The organism is Myxococcales bacterium, assembly GCA_012513515.1.
Lineage (GTDB): Bacteria > UBA10199 > UBA10199 > 2-02-FULL-44-16 > JAAZCA01 > JAAZCA01.
Map to the genome: position 1 here is coordinate 1 of JAAZCA010000008.1, position 20,171 is coordinate 20,171.

17 protein-coding genes are annotated in these 20,171 nt (G+C 48.8%); 10 read left to right on the plus strand and 7 right to left on the minus strand.

Annotated features, from left to right (window positions below):
- Positions 1-151: 151 nt before the first annotated feature.
- The 4 genes from GX659_01655 to GX659_01670 all read right to left on the minus strand — a co-directional run bounded on the left by GX659_01655 (position 152) and on the right by GX659_01670 (position 2,984).
- A complete protein-coding gene (locus tag GX659_01655; GenBank protein NLD27496.1) occupies positions 152-748 on the minus strand; it encodes a hypothetical protein in 597 nt (198 codons plus the stop codon).
- Positions 749-840: 92 nt separating this feature from the next.
- Positions 841-1,890, minus strand: a complete 1,050-nt coding sequence (locus GX659_01660) for a flippase-like domain-containing protein (GenBank protein ID NLD27497.1) — start codon at positions 1,888-1,890, stop codon at positions 841-843.
- A gap of 192 nt (positions 1,891-2,082) precedes the next feature.
- Positions 2,083-2,682, minus strand: a complete 600-nt coding sequence (locus GX659_01665; protein NLD27498.1) for an RlmE family RNA methyltransferase — start codon at positions 2,680-2,682, stop codon at positions 2,083-2,085.
- A 71-nt stretch (positions 2,683-2,753) separates the two neighbouring features.
- On the minus strand, positions 2,754-2,984 hold the full coding sequence (locus GX659_01670) for a DUF2934 domain-containing protein (GenBank protein ID NLD27499.1): 231 nt from the start codon (positions 2,982-2,984) through the stop codon (positions 2,754-2,756).
- A gap of 238 nt (positions 2,985-3,222) precedes the next feature.
- On the opposite strand from GX659_01670, the gene GX659_01675 reads away from it, so the two are divergent.
- From GX659_01675 to GX659_01690, 4 genes are read left to right on the plus strand one after another with little or no spacing between them, the layout of a single operon-like run.
- On the plus strand, positions 3,223-5,235 hold the full coding sequence (locus tag GX659_01675) for a hypothetical protein (GenBank protein ID NLD27500.1): 2,013 nt from the start codon (positions 3,223-3,225) through the stop codon (positions 5,233-5,235).
- Positions 5,232-6,530 carry a glycosyltransferase family 4 protein gene (locus GX659_01680; GenBank protein NLD27501.1) on the plus strand — a complete coding sequence of 433 codons (1,299 nt, stop codon included), beginning with the start codon at positions 5,232-5,234 and terminating at the stop codon, positions 6,528-6,530. The genes GX659_01675 and GX659_01680 overlap by 4 nt, the downstream gene beginning before the upstream one ends.
- On the plus strand, positions 6,530-7,723 hold the full coding sequence (locus GX659_01685) for an alpha-amylase (protein ID NLD27502.1): 1,194 nt from the start codon (positions 6,530-6,532) through the stop codon (positions 7,721-7,723). The genes GX659_01680 and GX659_01685 overlap by 1 nt, the downstream gene beginning before the upstream one ends.
- Positions 7,724-7,742: 19 nt before the next feature.
- Entirely contained in the window at positions 7,743-10,289 is a 2,547-nt protein-coding gene (locus tag GX659_01690) for a glycosyltransferase family 1 protein (protein NLD27503.1), read from the plus strand.
- A gap of 60 nt (positions 10,290-10,349) precedes the next feature.
- Here GX659_01690 and GX659_01695 read toward each other — a convergent pair whose 3' ends face one another.
- Together GX659_01695 and GX659_01700 are read right to left on the minus strand one after the other, a co-directional pair.
- The gene (locus tag GX659_01695; protein ID NLD27504.1) at positions 10,350-12,095 is read right to left on the minus strand and encodes a glycosyltransferase family 4 protein; all 1,746 of its coding nucleotides are present in this window, start codon (positions 12,093-12,095) and stop codon (positions 10,350-10,352) included.
- 84 nt (positions 12,096-12,179) lie between these two features.
- The gene (locus GX659_01700; GenBank protein NLD27505.1) at positions 12,180-13,370 is read right to left on the minus strand and encodes an MFS transporter; all 1,191 of its coding nucleotides are present in this window, start codon (positions 13,368-13,370) and stop codon (positions 12,180-12,182) included.
- Positions 13,371-13,623: 253 nt separating this feature from the next.
- Here GX659_01700 and GX659_01705 point away from each other — a divergent pair, with 253 nt between their 5' ends.
- From GX659_01705 to GX659_01730, 6 genes are all read left to right on the plus strand, one after another.
- Positions 13,624-13,770: a hypothetical protein gene (locus GX659_01705; GenBank protein NLD27506.1), complete on the plus strand. Its 147-nt coding sequence runs from the start codon at positions 13,624-13,626 to the stop codon at positions 13,768-13,770.
- A gap of 83 nt (positions 13,771-13,853) precedes the next feature.
- Positions 13,854-14,381, plus strand: coding sequence for a hypothetical protein (locus GX659_01710; GenBank protein ID NLD27507.1), 528 nt, complete (start codon positions 13,854-13,856; stop codon positions 14,379-14,381).
- Between the two features lie 54 nt (positions 14,382-14,435).
- A complete protein-coding gene (gene gmk, locus GX659_01715; protein ID NLD27508.1) occupies positions 14,436-15,005 on the plus strand; it encodes a guanylate kinase in 570 nt (189 codons plus the stop codon).
- 4 nt (positions 15,006-15,009) lie between these two features.
- Positions 15,010-16,164 carry a deoxyguanosinetriphosphate triphosphohydrolase gene (locus tag GX659_01720; GenBank protein NLD27509.1) on the plus strand — a complete coding sequence of 385 codons (1,155 nt, stop codon included), beginning with the start codon at positions 15,010-15,012 and terminating at the stop codon, positions 16,162-16,164.
- A gap of 93 nt (positions 16,165-16,257) precedes the next feature.
- Positions 16,258-17,022, plus strand: coding sequence for a deoxynucleoside kinase (locus tag GX659_01725; protein NLD27510.1), 765 nt, complete (start codon positions 16,258-16,260; stop codon positions 17,020-17,022).
- Positions 17,019-17,930, plus strand: coding sequence for a deoxynucleoside kinase (locus GX659_01730; GenBank protein NLD27511.1), 912 nt, complete (start codon positions 17,019-17,021; stop codon positions 17,928-17,930). Before GX659_01725 ends, GX659_01730 begins: the two co-directional genes overlap by 4 nt.
- A 177-nt stretch (positions 17,931-18,107) precedes the next feature.
- Here the strand turns inward: GX659_01730 and GX659_01735 are convergent, their stop codons facing one another.
- Positions 18,108-20,120, minus strand: a complete 2,013-nt coding sequence (locus GX659_01735) for an oligopeptide transporter, OPT family (GenBank protein NLD27512.1) — start codon at positions 20,118-20,120, stop codon at positions 18,108-18,110.
- Positions 20,121-20,171: the final 51 nt, after the last annotated feature.

Sequence of the window (20,171 nt, forward strand, 5' to 3'; positions counted from 1 at the left end):
AGAAGCTAGAAGCGAGAGGCTAGAAGCTAGAAAAACCTCGCCTGTAGAAATCTCGCTTCTCACTTCTAGATTCTAGCTTCTTGATGTTTTGGTCGATGGTCAATCGTCCATGGTCAAAGTTATTGTTACTGCTAGCTTTTCAGAGGCTCCACTATTTAAAGGGTTTTTTGGAGGTTGGTATCCCTTTAAGCTCTAAGAGTTCACCGAGTGTGTCGTCCCCTGTAATTATCCATCTTTCATAAATTCTCATGAGGTCGACATCGCTTCTGGCGTTGTTCCAAGGAGCTATGGAGGATATCACATCGACAAACTGTTCGAACTTTTTTGCCAATTCCAAATATAGATCGGAAAACGCCCCACAATCTTTATGTATTTTAGCCAAGGCCCCGTAGGCCGATTCGCCGATTCCTATGTAGTATGAGATGTCCATCAGGCCGCTATGGATGTTATCCCCGAAGAAACCGGAGACGACAAGCGCTTTATCGCCGACCTGTCTCAGGCATTTTACGCGCATAGCCGATCCGCCTGTTAGGGCCTCTAAAAGCATTATGGAAAGGGGTTTTTCGACGGCGTCATCCCCCTTGAACATCACGAGCCCTTCCGCGTTGTGGAATTCCTGGAGAAGATTGACGATATAAAATTCCACGATGTCATCGGTGTGAACATGCATCTTCTCAAAGGCGTGCCTGACATCTTCGTGCAAGACCTGCGCGAGCTTATCGCCGTGTATTATGGTCGTTTGGCCCATATCCCCTCACCGGAAGCCCAATTTTGCAATTATCATACCAGAAAAACAGATTTTTATGAATACTTACGGGTAGATACCTCTTTTTGCAGGGTTCAGATATTGCCGTGCATATGGGTGGCCTCTTTCTCCGCGATCTCCTGCGGGAGCTCTAAAGTGGGTTTAAAGAGGTTTTTGGAGACCCTCTTCATTAGGATCGTCCCCACTATCGCCTTTATTACGTAGTTTGTGGCCATCCAGAGGATGGTGATCGCGAAGAGCATTTCCCTTGGAGATATCCTGCCGCTTTCGAATAGGGGGCTCGTTATATATGGGCTTAGAAGTTCGACCATCGCCGCATTTGTAGTGCCAAGCCCCCCGGGAGTTATGGGCAGCGTCCCTATCATGAAGACGACCGGAACATTTCCGAGTATTCTGATGATGGGGCATGATACGTCGAAAGTCTGGAGGACGATGTACATATAAAATATTATAGCCATGTGTATCGGAGCGCGTGTGATAGCTATTCTCACATAGTCGGATATCCCAGCTTGGCTGAAGATCTGAAATATATCTCGCTCCTTTATCTTGCGAAGTACGGAGCGTATGAACCCATGGCCATCTATCTTCTTAGGCATCATTTTCCAGAACATCATCCAGATCGCGGCGCCTGAGTAAGTAATCAGCGCCACTATTTGTATGGTGCGCTTCAGATCGATCCCGCCGATATTGTAGTCTTGCAGGGATGAGCCGATGAATGCCAGCGTTATGATCCAAAGGAGATCCACGAATACGATGAACAGGAATATTCCCAACGCTCGGAATATAGGGGTGTTGTATTTTCTTCTCAGATAATAGGCGAACGCGGCCTGGCTGGCCGGATAGTTTACTATCATCACCAGGTATGTGACGCCGCGCCCGAGCAGCAATCCGCCAAGGGTCGCTGCATAACCGAATCTCTTCATGAGATCTTTAATGCTCCAGGCGTCGAGGAAATAGAGGAGGAAAAAGTAGATTAGAGAAAAAGAGAGAAAGGCGGGGATGTTCACGTAGGCGAGCGATTCCCAAACTTTTTTAGGCGGGTACTGCCAAAAGAGGTAGAAGAATATCGCTGCGGCTATCATCCAAGGGACTAAGTGTTTGATATTATGATATATTTTCTTCATGAGAATTTAGGCAACTTTTCGCTCCAGCGTTCGATAAGAGGCGTGAGGGTAGGTAACAACTTCTTTACTGTCAATACGCTTTAAGTTTCAGGTATTGGCGGGGTAAGGGGGAAGAGTAGCTCCGCCACCTTTAGTCCCCCATCTCTTTCCCCTATTTCGAGCCCGTGAGATCGAAGGATCTCGCGGGCTCTTTTATTTCTCATTCTTGTAGCCGATGCAGACTATGTATCTTTCGGATGATGTTTTTCTCGTCGCTTCGGGTACGACCACCCTGACTGTTTTAAAATTCATTTTCAGTTTTTTGACGAAGCCTTCAAATTCATCGCCGGGAAATATTTTAGCCAAAAAATTCCCATCCTGTTTTAGAAGATGCGCGCATGATTCGAATGCCAGGTTTGCAAGTTCGTACGATCTGTATGCGTCGGCAAAGGCCACTCCTGAAATATTAGGGGCCATGTCGCTTACGACCGCGTCCGCTTTGTCACCGCTCTTGGCCAAAATTTCCATGAGAAGTTTTTTCTCAGCGATGTCGCCGAGGAAAAATGTGCAATTTTTAGGAACCTGGATTTTTAGAGGGAGTATGTCGATGCCCACTACTTTCCCCTTCGGGCCTACCATCGCGGAGAGTTCCTGCATCCATCCGCCGGGCGCACTTCCCAGCTCGATGACGGTGCCGCCCTTGCGCATCAGGGCGAATCGCTTCTGCAGCTCGAAAAGCTTGTAGGCGGCACGAGAGGCTTTTCCTTCGCGTTTGGCCTTTTTGTAGAAGTGGTCTTTTCTCTCGTATCCCATTTCGATGTTGTTTTCTGACCCATACAGAAAAGCCCCTCGATCGAGGGGCTTTAAAATAATCGAGTCTTCTTTTAGATCCGCTTTATCTCGCTTTTTACCAGTTTTTCGGCAACCAGCCAGTCGCTGATATGATCTCCAGGCTTGCCGGATCTCTTGAGGTAGATTTCATAGGCCTTTCGCTGGATCATCTCGTTGATCTGTTCAGCGCTGTAAAATTTGGCCTCTTTTTTCGGCGGCTGTTTTTTTGTTGTTTTGGAAACCGCCTTCTCCCTGTTTTTTTTCAATACCAGTTTCTTCAGCATAAATACCTCCGTTGGTTCCCGGATTTTATATACCGATATAGGTTATATAAACAACAAAAATCTTTTGAAAATACGCCTGAAATGTGGTTTTCTGCAAATTTTTCAGCCGGAATGAAGGAAATATTTTTACGAGTCGAAAATGCTGCAATTTTGGCCCTATTTTGTTTGCTAATTAGGGGGGGTGAATGTAGATTCCACGATGCTTTCTCGTGGTTTGCAGACTGAAAGGAGGTATTAGGTGGGGGGGAATCTGAATCGTATTTTATCTAACAGAGAGTGGATACTTACGAACGGACTCGGTGGTTATGCGCTAGGTTTTGGCGATCTGATCAATAAACGAAAATATAATGGCCTGCTGATCTCTTCGGATGCTAAATTCAGAAGAAACCATCTTGTATCCTCGATCGAAGAGAAAGTTACCTCAGGCGAAGCCTCTTTTTTTCTTGATGCCACCCACTACAGCAATTGCGTTTATCCGAACGGCAATAACCACATACTAAAGAGCTGGCTGAGGCCCCACTTGTCGGTTTTCTACTCTGCATTGCCGCCCGATCCGAAGGTGCTGATACTGAAAGATGTTATGATGCCGATCGGGGTCAATGCCGTGATAGTAAGATATTCGAATATGGGAAGCTCGGACTTATTCCTTACGCTGAGGCCCAAGCTCTCTCTCAGGGACCACCATTTCATTAATTCACCGGGCAGTCTGTCGAATACCGGTTTTATCAAAAACTACTCCGAAAATAGGGTTGAAATTCGCAGGGAGGATAATGGAATCGGCGTCAACGTATTCTGGTCGGACGGCGAGGTCGTAGATGAACACATAATCTACGGGTCGGTGTACTATCCGACAGAGGCCGCTAGGGGATACGATTCCGTCGAGGATCTCGTTTCACCATTTCGCCTCGAAATTTCACTCAAGCGCGGCGAGGAGAGGTATATCATATTTTCGGCGGATGAAGTTGTGGATCCTAAAAAACTCTACAAGGACGCTGTCCAGAGATATGAAAAGATGCCGATCTCCGAGGACCATCCAAGGAAGGTGAAATCCTCCTCGGTTTCGAGGTTCAAGCATGAGGGGCTTGAATTCAGTCATGCCGATTATTTGAAACTTCTCGATGCGATATGCCGCGATTTCATAGTTGGTGAGCGCGATGTGATAGCCGGCTATCCATGGTTTGGTCCATGGGGGAGGGATACCCTCATTTCGATGGAAGGCTTCGGAAGGCTCAAAGGGGGGAACGAACTCGCCAGGAAGATTCTACTTTCATACTGCGATGGAATCAGGGGCGCGATGATACCCAATACGTTTGGGGAAGGAGGGGAAGGGCTTAACTACGACACAGTTGATGCCCCTCTCTGGTTTGTCCTTCGCGCCTATCAGTTTGCCTCGAAGGAAGAAGTCGTTTTTCAAAAAGCCGTCCAGATAGTTTTGAACTTTATTTACGACACATCGCTACCATTTTTTATGGACACCGACGGGCTTGTAGAGATCAGGCAAGGGCCTTACGCTATGACATGGATGGATGCCAAGGTGTATGGAAACCCGGTAACTCCCAGAAATGGGAAACCGGTTGAGATAAATGCCCTCTGGTATAACGCCCTTTGTTCGCTGATCGAGATGATGAAATCGAGATCGATGAAATCTGTTTCCTGCGACGGATATTCCGCTGATGAAGAGGTACTAGTACTTCTCAAAGACAAGATAGCTGCTTCAATGCAGGGCTTTGTCTGTGGAGATTATCTCGCAGATAGGCTCGAATGCGGAGCGCAAATTTCAGAGATCAGGCCTAACGCAATGATCGCCCTTGGCCTTCCATTCGATTTCGTCAGCAAGGACGTAATAAAGTCGGCGTGGAAGGTAGCTGGCAGAGAGCTCTTAACGGCTTATGGGTTGAGAAGCCTTTCTCCCGAGCATCCCTCTTTCAAGGGGAAATACATAGGAAATCAGAAACAGCGCGACCTTGTATACCATCAGGGTACCGTATGGACCTTCCCTCTCGTTTATTTTGCGAAGGCGGCGGTGAAGGCCAATGATGGAGATATGAGCGGGGAAGATCTCTGCAGAGAGCTCTCATCGTATGTGTGGCATTTACGCAGGGGGATCATGAAAGGTGAATTTTCTTCCGTGGCTGAGGTCTGGGACGGTCTTGATCCGTATTTCCCCAAGGGATGCCCGGCTCAGGCTTGGAGCGCTTTTGCACTTTTGGAAATAGAAGGCATAATGCAGGATTTGGAGTGTTCGAAATGAAAGTTTTAATGATCACGTGGGAATTTCCCCCTTTCATAGCCGGGGGGCTCGGCATGGCGTGTTATGGCATCGCCAAATCGCTTCTTTCGGAAGGTGTGGAGATAGACCTGATTTTGCCTACTAAGGAGGAGGTTTACTTCCCTCTTCGCAAGCCTGACGATGCGGATCTTCTCCCTCTGGAGTTTCTCGACCCTGCCAGAAAAAAGCAGCTCAAGATCGAAAGCTACGCGAGTCTTTCCGAGAAGCTCAAGCTGGTGGGCGTTTCTGCCTATCCGGAATCGTATCTCACTCCGGGTTTTGATTTTGAAAGCTTCATAGAGTATGTTTGGAGCATGAACTTCAGGATGGAGCGCTCCGAAGTGGACAGGCTGCGAGCCCATCTTCGCGGTGACGAGCCGATATTCCGAAAAGTGCAGGAGCTGGCCTTTCGTGTGCTGAGCCATGTTCAGAAGATGTCTTTCGATGTGATACATGCCCACGACTGGCTTACATATCCCGCGGGAATAGCAGCTAAGGGACTTACAGGGAAGCCTTTGGTTTCGCATATACACGCGACGGAGTTCGACAGGGCAGGAGGGGTTGGCGACGACAGAATACACAATATAGAATATCAGGGTCTGAATGCGGCTGATCGCGTAGTTTCGGTTTCGCAATATACCGCGAGCATGATCATGAACCGCTACAGGATCGACAACAGGAAAATCAGAGTCGTAAGGAACGCCTATTCGGTTTCCCAGAATGTCGAGAATGAAAAAAAACGCCTCTTCAAGGATCCGCTGGTCCTCTTCCTCGGGAGAATAACCCTTCAGAAAGGCCCCGACTATTTTGTAGAAGTCGCCGAGCGCGTTTTGAAGCGATTCCCAAAGGTTCGGTTCATAATGGCAGGTACCGGAGATATGTTTTCCAGGATGCTGAAGAGAAGCGCGGTCAAAAGGCTTGGCGACCGTTTTCTTTTCTCCGGTTTTCTAAACAGGGATCAGGTCGAAAGAATTCTCTCGGCCACGGACATGTTCGTCATGCCCTCTGTCTCAGAGCCATTTGGAATAGTTCCGCTGGAGGCGATGGCTTTTGGTTCGCTTGCAATACTTTCAAAGCAGTCTGGCGTTTCGGAAGTGGTGGAGAACGCCTTCAAGGTGGATTTTTGGGACGTCGATAAGACCGCGGATATAATTGTGAGGATGCTCGAAAATCCTAACGAGATGAGAAGAATAGCTATGGCCGGAAAGGAAGAGGTTCTGGCTATCGGTTGGAAAAAGGCGGCGCAGGAGCTTGTGAGCGTCTATAGGGAATTCTAATGCAGCACATAGTATTCTATTTTCAAGTTCATCAGCCCTACAGGCTGAAACACCTCGGGGTTCTGGATATAGGGTCCGGCCAGGATGTTTTCGATGAGGAGCTAAACGCCGCCACCGTTCGCAAGGTTGGTGACAAGTGCTATCTTCCTGCAAACAAAGTTCTGGCGGAGCTTATCGACCGCTACGAAGGTAAATTCAAAGTTTCCTTCTCGATAACGGGAGTTGTGATTGAGCAGTTTAAAAAATACTATCCAGAGGTCCTGGATTCTTTCAAAGCGCTGGCCAGAACCGGCTGCGTCGAATTTCTTGGCGAGACCTACTATCACTCGTTGGCCTTTCTTTTCGACAAGATGGAATTTATCGATCAAATTCGTATGCACAGAAAGCTTATGCAGGATGAATTCGGTTACACCCCCATCGTTTTTAGGAATACGGAGTTGATCTATCAGGATGTTCTTTCCGACCTTATATACGAGGAGGCTGGCTTCAAGGTTATACTCGCCGAAGGCGCCGAAAAGATACTCGATTGGAGGTCGCCGCTTTATCCATACAAGACTTACAATGGGAATATGTTTCTTCTTTTGAAGTACTACAGCCTTGCTGATGATATCGCCTTCAGGTTTTCAAACAGGGGATGGTCTGAATTTCCGTTGACGGCCGAAAAGTTCGCCGGTTGGCTTTCCAACGTAGGACTTACGGAAGAAAGCGGAAGAGATCTCTTTGTAAATCTTTTTATGGATTATGAAACCTTCGGAGAACATCAGTGGGAAGAAACAGGGATTTTCGAGTTTATGAGGCATCTCCCGGAACAGATTTTTAGAAGTCCGCACATGTCATTTGCATGGCCTTCCGATGTGATAGACTGCGTCAAATATCCCCCTGAAAAACTCTTTTTCAGGCAGCCCGTTTCCTGGGCCGATACCGAGAGGGACCTTTCCGCATGGCTGGAAAATGACTATCAGGAGAATGCCGCATCCGCACTTTATCGTCTGATGAACGAGATCAAGTCCGGAGGAAGATGGGACCTGATCGAAGAAGCCAGGAAGCTTTCAACTTCAGATCATTTCTACTACATGTGCACCAAATATTTTCAGGACGGCGATGTTCACAAGTATTTTTCGCCTTATCAATCTCCGGAACAGGCATATATATTCTACATGAATGCTCTAGCCAACTTGAGCAACAAACTTTAGGTTATAGGGAGGATTACAAATGGATGTAAGAAAATTTTTCATCAAGCCGCAGATACCCGAAAGATTGAAACCTCTTGAGGCTTTGGCTCACAATATATGGGCTTTTTGGGACAAGGATGCGGAGAAGCTTTTTCATCGACTGGACCCGCAACTTTACAGGAAGGTCGCGCATAACCCGGTCGAATTTTTGTACAGGCTGGACGAAGAGAAGATACTCGCGGCGGCAAAGGACAGGGGATTCCTTTACGAGCTTGGGAGAGTAAGTGAAAAATTTAAAAATTATCTCGAGTTCGATGGGACGTATGTGAAGGATGGTGTGGAAAAAACATTTTCTCCCGATGATATCGTGCTTTACAGTTGCATGGAATACGGGCTGCATGAATCGCTGGCCTTTTATTCCGGCGGTCTTGCGGTGCTTGCTGGAGATCATCTTAAGGCCGCGTCTGATGTTGGAATTCCAATGATAGGTTTCGGGCTTCTTTACAAAAGGGGATATTTCTCCCAACGCATCAGCTCTGACGGGATGCAGATAGAAGAATTCAAACAGAACAACTGGCACTTGGCTCCTGTCAACGAGGTGGTCGGGGCCGACGGAGCTCCGGTTTACATCGAGATTCCGCTTAAAAATGAGAAGGTGATCGCGAAGCTGTGGAAGATAGAGGTTGGCAAAACCATTCTCTACCTTATCGATACGAATATTCATCAGAATCCGGAGAGATTCAGAAAGATCACCGATCTTCTCTATGATTCGGACAGAGTCGTCAGGTTGCAGCAGGAGCTGATACTCGGTCGCGGCTGTATAATAGCCCTGCGGGCGATGGGTATTAAACCAACTGTCTATCATATCAACGAGGGGCACACGGCGTTTTCGGTAGTGGAAAGAATTCTCTGGATGATGAGGGAAGAGCGTCGTTCTTTTGAGGAAGCCAAGGCGATAGTTCGTTCCAGCACGGTCTTTACTACGCATACTCCGGTCATCGAGGGGAACGAACATTTCGACGAGGCTCTTATAAGGGAATACTTCATCGACGAGGTAAAAGAACTCGGCATAGACATAAACTCATTCCTGGCCTTTGGCAGGATAGCTTCCGACAGGACGTTCTGGCTTCCGGCTTTTGCTATCAGGTTTTCTAGGCTTTCGAACGGAGTTTCCAAGTTGCACGGTGAGGTTTCTCGAAAGATGTGGCGCTCGATATTTCCTAATCTGCATGAACGTGAACTTCCGATAAAGAGTGTAACGAATGGGGTGCATCTGCAGAGCTGGCTGAGTTTGCAGATGACAGAAATCTTCGACCGGTACATAGGGCCGGACTATCTGCATAAGGCGGAAGCCCTTGATGTCTGGGAAAAGGTGGAAGACATCCCGGATGGCGAGATATGGAACGCTCACTGTAGAAGGAAGGATCAGGTTGTATCCTTCATTCGCAGGCGCGTGGGCAATATGATGCAACACCGCGGATACGGTAAAAACAAAATCAAGGATATCGAACAGGTCCTGAATCCCTCTACGCTCACAATAGGATTTGCAAGAAGATTTGCTCCCTATAAGAGAGCCAATCTCGTTTTGACAGACCCTGAACGATTTGCCGCAATAATCAAAAACAGGGAGAGGCCCGTTCAAATAATATTTGCCGGCAAAGCCCATCCGGCCGACGATGCAGGCAAAAGAATAATAAAACAGCTTTTTGATTTTATCTATGACTACAAGCTGGAGAATCACGTCGTTTTTATCGAGGACTACGATATCAACATAGCCAGACATCTCGTTCAGGGTGTCGATGTATGGCTCAACACTCCAACCAAGCCGATGGAAGCGAGCGGTACTTCCGGCATGAAAGCCGCCATCAACGGAGCGTTGAATCTCAGCGTGCCAGATGGGTGGTGGCCTGAGGCATATGACGGGGAGAACGGGTGGGAGATATCGGCAGGTGACAACATAGAGGATCCCGGTCTTGCCAGGATGGCGGAGTCGAATCAGATCTACGAATTGCTCGAGAATGAAATAACCGAGATGTTCTATGACAGGCGCGAGGGCGGACATCCGAAGGAATGGGTCGAAATGATGAAGCGCTCCATCATAGCTGCTTGCAGCAGGTTTAATATGCACAGACCGCTTCGCGAATACCTCTATGATTACTATATGCCACAGGCGGAGCTGACCAGCAAGATAACGGCTAACGATGGCGAAATGCTCAAGCGGCTTATAGCGCACAGGGAAGTAATCAATTCCATATGGTCCAGAATCTATCTCAGGGATTACTTCACAAGCATAGATGGGAAGATGCCAACTTCGGGGGATAATGTTGAAATAGAGGCCTATGTTTACGTCGATGATGTTGATACCGAACTTATAGGCGTTGAAGCGTTCTACTGCTTTGGAGATGAGCCGGATGAGTGGAGCACTTCGCCTCTCAAATTTGTCGAAAAATACAATGACAAAGTGGCTAGGTATTCCGGTTCGGTGATGCTCGATGGAAACGGCACGCAGGAAATCAGCGTCAGAATAGTTCCGGCGGATCGCGATTTCAGAGCTTTCTATCCTGAATACGTCAAGTGGAAGCCATAAAATGACGCCATCCTCGTTCGACGCCGGTCGAGGATGGCGTATATTTTTCTAAGACCGTTTTTACGGCAGGTTTGCTATCAGCCTCGCTGCCACGTTGTCCCAAGATAGTCCTTCAGATGCTTTTTGAATTTCCTTGAACTTTGTTCTTCTCGCCGCATCATCCTTTGGCAGTTGTGCGATTAGGCTCTTGGAGGCGTCCCTGCATATTTCCGCTTCGATCTGGTCTCTGAGGGAAAAATTGACGTTCAAAAAATCTTCCTTGTTTTTGAACAGTTCAAGAAATGACTTGGGAACCATGGTGAAGTCTATTCCGATATAATGATGTTCCTTCAGCAGACTCTTCAAAAGTTCATGGCATCCGCAGGATGTGCTTACTGCAGCGCTTCCTCCGAAAGGTGTTGTTTCTAGCTGCGCTATTCCGAAGGGCTCGTAGATCGAAAGCCCGAACTCCATATCGCTCGAAAGCCTTAAATCGCGCAGTGAAGTATTCTCAGGGACCCTCGACCCGCATCTTTCACGGCTGAATCCGAACTGGTTTAGAAAAACGGCTTTGATTGCCTTCGATCTGGCGTTAAAAAGCTGAAGCTGGGAGTAAAGATCTTCCTCCGACCCCACCAGGTCCGGCCACCCCTCCCTGTGCATCACAGGCCAGCCGTAATCTGACTCCATTTTATACACGAGCTCCGGATCTCGCCCAGGCCCTATCAGCGTTGAGAGTATGGTGAAAAATCCCTTTTTACCGGATTTAGAAAGCTCCTCGTCGATGTAGTACATGAGATGTATGTCGCGCCAAATCGCCTTGCTTGGCACCAGCCTCGTCACATGCGTGAATATGTAGTCCGGCCTGAAGTTGAAAATGCGCTCGCAGTATTCCTTGATCTTTGCGGTGCTTTCGACCTTGTCTCGATAACGGGCGTCTCCGTGATTGACCCCGTTATATACCACTCTGATCTTAGATTGATCCGCGTGGGGGCATAGATAGATATATTCATTTCGGGTTATTTCGCTGACCGCGAATATCCTGTCGAGCAAAGATGCCCGCTTCACCAGTTCATTTCTCGAATAGTTTTCCTTTGACCCGTAGGTATCTTCAAGAGAAACACCGTTATCGCGATCGATAGCCATGGTGTTGTAGAAGGTGAAGTCGTGACCGGGATGATTTTCAACTATCACCCTGGCCGTTGATACTTCGTGAGCGTAGAATATAGTCCCATCCCCGGATCTGCGACCGGTCTTTTTACATATTTCGATGGCTAGAGCCGATGCCATTCCCATGTATTCATGGGAAAACAGCATTATCCTTTCATCGCCGAAAAGCGCTTCCGCTATTTCAACCATGGGTATGGCTATCCTCAGGTATTGTTCGTAGTCGCGGTCATGCTGATATTTTTCTGATCGAATTTGATAGTGCTCCCATAGCCTGAATTTGAAATCATCGACTACTCCCTGAGGCATCTCCCATATATCCAGCGCTACTATATCTGATGAAAATTTTTTCCGACTGTCCGCGTCGTCGTAAAAATATTTTTTACCATAAACTATTCTGACGCCGTATTTTTTTTCTATTGAAGCGAGCTTAGAGGAAAGATTTGCGCGATCTACGCCGTCTATCCCGGAATAGATTATTTCCGAGTCCTCTCCGAGTCTTTCATCGGGGTCGGTCGCCAGCGTGAAAAGCGGAGTGTAAAGCAGGTTGTGTTCGAACTGTTTGTGATAAAGTTTGCTGGTGATAAGACCATGCAAAACAGTGCCAATCCCTCCGAATTTTTGCACGGCTTCGTGGGTTACATGGATAGCTAGTGTCATCTGGTATCTCCCCGTGAATCTTTGCAGTTTAGTCTGAATTCCCTATTCTGAGGCGATACTTATAACATATTTACTGGTGACAGGCTACATCGGATATGATGGCTTTGGCGTATGCCCGCTCTTTTTCCCTGAGCCGTCGCTGCCAATGAATTCCCCCCTAGTGGAGATCATTACGATCAGGGATAATAAAAGAAACAGGGGACCTAGGGAAATCGATGTCCGCGCCCCGGCGATGTCGGCAACCGTTCCGACCCCCCAGTGCATTAGTATCGAAAGCGCTGCGACCGAGGCCATAACGGATGTCATCATGTAACCTGCGTTTGTGCCGTAGCGCTTGCTTATCCAGTCCATGGCGCATGGAAAGTAGAAGGACATGCTAAATCCGCACATTGACAACATCATGGGATGAAGCGCTATTCCCAGAATGAACAGGAGTATTGATGACACGATGGAGGTGAGCATGATCGCGAAGGAACTCCACCGGAAATGAAAGGACGAAAAGAGGAGCCTTCCAGTCAATAGAAGAGTGAAGAAGAGTCCGAGATAATAGGAGGCATCGGCAGGGTTCATTCCGGATTCTTTGCTTAAATAAAATACCATCCTGCTCGACAATACAATCTCGCCTGCTACATAGAATGAAACTATGAGGCCTACCCTGCTCCTCGTCCAGGCGCTTATTCCATCCGGCTTCCTGGATTTTTCCGGTTCATGCGCAAATTGTGACGTCCTGGAACTAGCGACGAGCACCAGAAGGGGGGTGAAGGAAAATGCGATAATGACGGTTGACCAGGGAATTCCGGCCTTTATCGATACCGCAAAAAGCAGAGGGGCCGTGATCGACGCGATTCCATACATGGAGTGGAGGCCTGAAAATACGCGGCGGCTGCTGCTTGCCGATGTTCCGAAGGCCACGAGTATGTTTGTGGACAGGGTGGACCCTCCAAGCCCCAGCCCTAAGATAAAGGATCCGCAGAGCAGGAGGGGAAAGCCTCCCATCCTATCGGCAATGCCGGTTATGGATGCGCCAAAAAACATCAGAAAGAGGAAAAGCCGCTGTCCGCCGAGCTCACCTATTCTCCCCAGCCAAGCTCTTCCAAACGAGATCATTATGAGCCCGGCGAAGGAGGCTATGGCGAAGAGCATAGAGCCGGCCTGGTTGGACACTTGAAATCTGTCAAGTATGTAAGGATAGGCTGGCCCCCTCGAGTTGTCTAGAAGACCGTAGCAGAGCATGCTGGCGTACGCTACCAGTATGTATCCAATCCTATTTTTCACCAGAATTTTCTCCAACGCTGGAAGACAAGCACCATCTGCCAGATGAGCCCTGATCTTGCAAGACGCTTTGCTATTGTATGTCATATTGTATGTCACTATTGTATGTCAGACGGAGCAGATTCCTCCATCTGGTAGGCTATAAAACCAGTCAGGAGTTTTCAGCTATTTTTTATTGAGTTCCTGATACCGTCATATAATAGTGCAGCGGATATTAAAGAACTTCAAAAGCGATGTAGATGCCCTTTGAGCCGCGATGCAGTTGAAAAAGGATGCTCTCCTTTTTTATGGCGGGATCAAGGCCCTGATGCCGGATGCTCATGGAAAGTGTGTGGTCGATATAATTCTCGGAGAGAGGGCTCACGTTAGCGATATTCATGCCCTGCAGAAAAAGCTGCGGTAGAGACGTAAGGCAGATGTGGCATAATTTCGAAACCGCATCGCGTGCATCTGTAACAGGCGGGTTTTTTTGACAAGAGGCGCGTTATGTCAAAGGCTGCAGCGCCGCAGAAGAACAAAAAATTTTCGTACTATCGAAAGCTCAGCGCGGCGCAGAAACGCATATACGATAAAAGCGATGCGATTACGCGGGTGAAACTGCCTGCGCCCGAACGTTTCCATCCTGCTGTAATGGCGCTGCAAAGGGGGCTAGAGCGTGGGGACCGGAGGGCTGTAGCCGGCGCAGCCTCGAGGATCGTAAGCGGGCTTTGCACTGTTTTTAACGTTCCAAAGATCAGCGTGAAGGTGCTTTCCAAACGGCCGTCTGGAAGATGGGGCGAGCTGCACGGGCTTTATGAATCCGACGAGGGGAAGGGAATTACGCTGACGGTTTGGATGCGAACGGCTGAAAGGAAGGATATCGTTGCATTCAAAACCTTTCTAAGAACCATAGTGCATGAATTTATGCACCACCTCGACTTTCATCTTATAAAGCTGGATGATTCCTTTCATACAGTCGGTTTCTATAAGAGGGAGAACAGCCTTGCGAAGGCCCTTATGGCCGGAATCGAATGACTGTCCTCTTGCATTTGTGGACGTGCGGCAATAAAGCGGTTGAGGAGGTGTTATATGTCCGACAGGGGTTTTCTGGTTATAATTTCCGCGCCGTCCGGAACCGGAAAGAGTACGGTAATTCGTAAATTTCTGGCCGAGCATCCAGAGATGGTTCACTCTATATCATGCACCACCAGAAAACCGCGTCCGGAAAAACATGATGCGCACGATTATCACTTTATAGGGAAGGAGCAGTTTTTCGAATGGATAGACAAGGGAAAACTTGCGGAGTGGGCGGAGTACTGCGGTAACTATTATGGAACTCCGCGCGAGCCTCTCGATGCCTGGATAGCCGATGGGAAGATAGTCCTGCTCGATCTAGAAGTCGTCGGCGGCACCAGGTTAAAGGATCTATACAAGCATGACGCAATTTCCATCTTCCTCCTTCCTCCCTCGGAGGAGGAGCTGAAGAGAAGGCTTTCCTCGCGCGGAACCGACTCGGCAGAAGCCCAGGGGAAGAGGCTCAAGACGGCGATGTTTGAGCTAACCTACAAGGATCGATACGATTTCAACGTGGTAAACGACAACCTCGAACGCGCCTGCGCCGAGATCGAGACTATAATTAAAAACAGGATGAAGGGATAGCCATATGCAAACGAGGGAAATATACGAAGCGCGTGAAAAAGAATTTTTGGCACCCTACGCGCAACATTCCGCCGGCAGCCTGGGCAGAGTCAACCATGAAAAGGAGTGCGTATTCAGGCCCTGTTTTTACAGGGATCTTGGAAGGATCGTCCATTCAACCGCGTTTCGTCTTTTGGAATACAAGACTCAGGTCTTCATGAATCTCGAGGGGGACTACTACCGCACGAGGCTGACTCACAGCCTCGAGGTGAGCCAGATATCCCAGGGTCTGGCCCGCATTTTGAAGGTCAACGAAGACCTCGCCCAGACCATCGCTCTCGCGCACGATCTTGGTCATTCTCCATTTGGACACTCCGGCGAGCATATGCTCAACAAACTCATGAGTGAAGATGGTGGGTTCGAACACAACGTTCAGAGCTATCGAGTAGTAACCGAACTTGAAGAACGTTATCCTGAATTCAGAGGGCTTAATCTCTCCTATGAGGTTTTGGAGGGGATAGTAAAACACACGACCGACTACGACGATCCTCACAAGGCCCCCGGCTTCAAAGATGTTGGATTCCCTACGATAGAGTCGCAGATAGTGAACTATGCCGACCAGATTGCGTATATGAATCACGATCTCGATGACGGTCTGCACTGGGGAATGCTCACCATAGATTCGCTGGATAGCGTTCCGCTCTGGGGCGAGACTTTTTTGGAAGTGAAGCGCGAATTTCCAAACGCTCCTGAGAGAATCCATCGCTGTCGTACGATAAGCGTTCTCATAGGCAAGCTTATCAACGATATTCAGGCCGAGAGCGTGAGGAGAATAAAGGAGCGCGAAATCAAGAGTCTGGCGGATGTTCGTCAGCGCGGTGACAATCTGGTATCTTTCAGCGAGCAGATGGAAAAGAAGACGGGGGAGGTAAAGCGCTTCCTCTTCGATAACGTCTATCGCCATCAGAAAGTGGTTCAGACATCAGAGATGGGATCAAAGATAATTTTCGACCTCTTCACAGCATATTCATCCGACATTTTTCTTCTTCCCGAAAAGTTTCGCAGAAGGGTTGAGGAGAAGGGGTCGAAACGCCATATCTGCGATTACATCGCAGGCATGACCGACCGCTTCGCAATAGCCGAACACAGGCGGCTATGTGGTGGGAATCAAGCGCGTTGACTCTGAAATGTGCACTTGATAAGAGTTTTCGGCAGGCGGTGCGCTCGTTGATTTTTCAGCTGTTTAAAACTAGACATCTTTTATGAGGACGTCATGAACTTTCATATCGGAATAATGGGCAATTTGTTTTCCGGCAAGACGACCCTCATGAACGCGCTTGCGACCGAGCCATACAAATCCGATCTCAGCGGCCTTTTGGACGATGCTGAAATTCACACATTCTCGGAGAGGGTGGATCGCGGTTCATTGACCGACGAGTGCCTTTCTCTTTTCTACTCCGACAGGGTGGCGAACATCTTTCCGACCGAAACCGCGTTTCTTCACATGAGGACGCTTCAGCAACGAGAAATCAGACATCTGATGACAAGGCATAAAGACCGAGGAGTTTTGATAGTCGAGGATCGCCCATTTCTCGATGGGCCGGAGGTCTTCGTAAAGAGGATGATCGACTCCGGAGAGATGCCGCATGCGCATGCTAAACTCTATAAAACGCTTTTCTACCAGACGTTACACAACGAGAGGATACGCCTTCCCGATCTCACAGTATATCTTCGTTCGGAGCCTGGCCTGCTTGAGAAGCGCCGCATGAAGCGTGCCGAGGACGGCGACTCTTATGCGAAGACGATCACAGAGGAATATCTGAGGGAGATTCACGAATGCTACGAGCAGGTTGCGACGAATTGGAAAAAAACTCTGCTGCGCTATCAGGAGTACGCTATTGTTCCACCAGATGCGGACATTATGATACTCCCGGCCGAAATAGATATGTACGATCACCCTGATTACGTCCATGTTGCTGCCGGAACTATTCGTGAAAAGGTGAGAAGGATGATAGCTGCGAGAAGGAGCGGCCTATGACATCAACCAGAATTCTGGATGTCGTCGAAGATCCATCGATCAAGCGCTATCAAATTCCGCACAGGATAACGAGCGTAGAACGCAGGCTGATGAAACATTTTTCAAAGAGACAGTCTCTGGTTGTGTGCGTTGGCAATATCGGTGCAGGGAAAAGTTCCCTCGTAAAGTTTCTGGCGTACAACACGGGGATGAACGCCCTTTTTGAACTGCCGGATGAGGGGTTTGAAGACCATTTCGTAGCGAATGAGTCGCTCTATCCGCTTCTTGCTACCGCGAAGGATTCTGCCAAGAGGACGCTTGGCAAGTACTATTCGGCTATCAATGAGTTCATAGAATGCCAACGGAGAGAGGTGCCTGAAAGCCAAATTTGGAATCAAGCCAAAAGAAATCTAGAGCGTAGCGCTCTTGATATCCAGCATGCATATCTCGACCTGCGCCGAATGCAGCTTCAGGCGGTGCCACACCTCGAGAGATCGACTTGTGTTGACGGTTCCGCACTCGCTGACCGCTACGCCTTCTGCGAGGTCCTCCATCGTGATATGGATGTATCATATCTCACCAAAGAGGCCCTGGATATCATAGATCGCAGATTGGATGAAGAGTTCAAGCCACTGAAGACACCTGATCTGATGATAATGCTTCATGCGCCGGTTGAGCACCTGTTTCAGAATATAGGCGACAGGCAGCGCAGCGAGGAGAACGGTTCAGATGCCGGAATCCCTGAAGGGTTGAAACGCCTGGTTTTAAGTCTCAATAAGCGCTATGACCAGTTTTTAGATGTGATCAGGGAGAATGGTTGGTACGATGGCCCCGTCCTCAAAATAGACATTTCCAAGATCGACTTCGTATCTAATATCCGCCACCTGATCGCTGTGTACGAGGGGATAGAGAAGCTGATAATCGTGTGAAATTTTACCTTCGAGGATCGTCGTTTGAGTTTCGATGGTCGAAAATATGAACTGTTGGAACGGGATCCCCGATTAAAGCACTCGGGGATGACAACCTCGCTCGCTGTCATTCCCGCACGCTTTAAGCCGCCGCTACTGCGGGGCAGGCGGGAATCCCGTTACAACCGCAGTCAAAAATTACCGCGCCTTTTTCTTTGGCACGAATATCAGCAAGTATCCCACGACCGCGAAGACGAGAATCGACAGCCATCCTCCCAATGAGTTGTAGATGGTATCTGCCAGAGGTCCGAGCAGCGTCCCGCCAAGCGATGTGATTCCGAGAACTACGAGCCCCGCCAGCAGAACCCCGGTAAGCGCTTCTCCGGCTATGAAGCCGGATGCAATCAATATCCCTGTGTTATCGATCCGCTCTCTCTTTTCCGGGGAGTCGACATTCTTCGTCATCTTGTCGAGTATGAATTTGATAACTCCGCCTACAAAAATTGCAAAGGTGGTTTCAAATGGCAGATACATTCCGACTGCGATAAGCATCGGCGCCGGAGCGCTGATCATCAATAGACCTATCGAGAGGCACATTCCTATGGCAATGAGACCCCACGGCATCTGACCTCCGACGATTCCGGTGGCGAGCTGCGCCATGAGCCCTGCCTGAGGAGCGGGCAGTTTGACGTCTCCTATCCCTATTCCTCCGGCTGCGATATTTCCCTGGTGAAGTATCGTAATCGGCAATACCAGGACGAAGGCCACGATGACCGTGGATATTATTTCGGCCACTTCCATCTTCCATGGGGTTCCGCCTATCAACTGGCCAACTTTGAGATCCTGTATCATGTCCCCCGATAGGCATGCCGCGCAGCAGACCACTGCGGCAATTGCCAGAACGGCAGCGATGCCAGGTATTCCTTTTATCCCCATGAAGAGCATTATCACAGCAGCTATTATAAGGGTAGAAAGAGTGAGCCCTGATACTGGTTGATTGGAATTTCCTACGAGGCCGACGAGCCATCCTCCTACGGCCGAGAAGAGAAATCCGGTTATCAGCATTATAACAGCTGCGACTATCGCTCCGTGGATGCTTTTTGTGAAATAGTGATAGAGGAATGTCATGGGTATCACGAGAACTATCGCGGAGATGAATATAACCTTTAGATTGAGGTCCCTCTCCAAACGGGATTTTTTCTGACCCTCCTCTTTATACTCGCGCCTGCTGAATATTCCTTTGAAACTGGCTGCGAGTGATTTTCTTAGCCCCCATAGCGTAGCGATCGACCCTACCAGCATTGCCCCCACGGCTATTGGCTGAACCTGATTTTTCCACACGGTGTAGGCGATCTCCGATATCTTAGGTGCCACGCCATTGACAGCAAGGTCAGTGGCGAGGTCTGGATTGAGGAAGATAGCGAGAGGTATGAAAACTAGCCATGCGAAGATCCCTCCAGAGAAGTTGATCGCAGAATACCTCGGCCCTATTATGTAACCGACCGAAAGCAGGGCGGGGGATGAAAGAGGAGTGCTGAGGGCCAACCCTCCTCCGTGAGTTATGTCGGCGAGTGATTCCTTGGCCGAGTTGTAGTGATGAATCACCGACTGCGGGAAGTAAACGACTATATCTTTAACCTCTTTGATGATTCCGAATCCGGTGGAGTTTTTCAAAAATTCTATGAATATGCCGAGCCCCATTGCGCCGAAGACGTACTTGGCGCCGCTTTCGCCCTTTTGTCCGGCGCGTACTATCTCATAGCATGCGTAACCTTCGGGGAAGGGAAGCTCTGCATCGACCACCAAGGTTTTGCGGAGCAGGATCACGAACAGTATTCCCATGACGCCGCCTACCAGAAGCATCATGGAACTTTCCCAGTAGTTGAATGATGTCCAAAGCCTTTCGCCGCCAACGTTAACCATGACAAAGGCTGGAAGCGTGAAGATCGCCCCGGCCACAAGGGCCTCTCCCACAGACGCGGTGGTCCTTGCGATGTTCTGTTCAAGGACGCTCCCTTTCATGAAAGGGAGGCGGAAGGCGGCGATGGCTATTACTGCGGCTGGGAATGCTGCAGCGATGGTCATTCCGGCCTTTAGGCCAAGATAGGCGTTGGCGGCGCCGAGCACTACAGCCATGATTATTCCCAGAAAGAGTGATTTGAAGGTCAACTCAGGCATTGAGCTTTCTTCCGGTACGAAAGGTTTGTGCATAGTCCCCCCTTTTTTAGGCGCGGACTATGCAGTCATGCCGGACAAAAATCA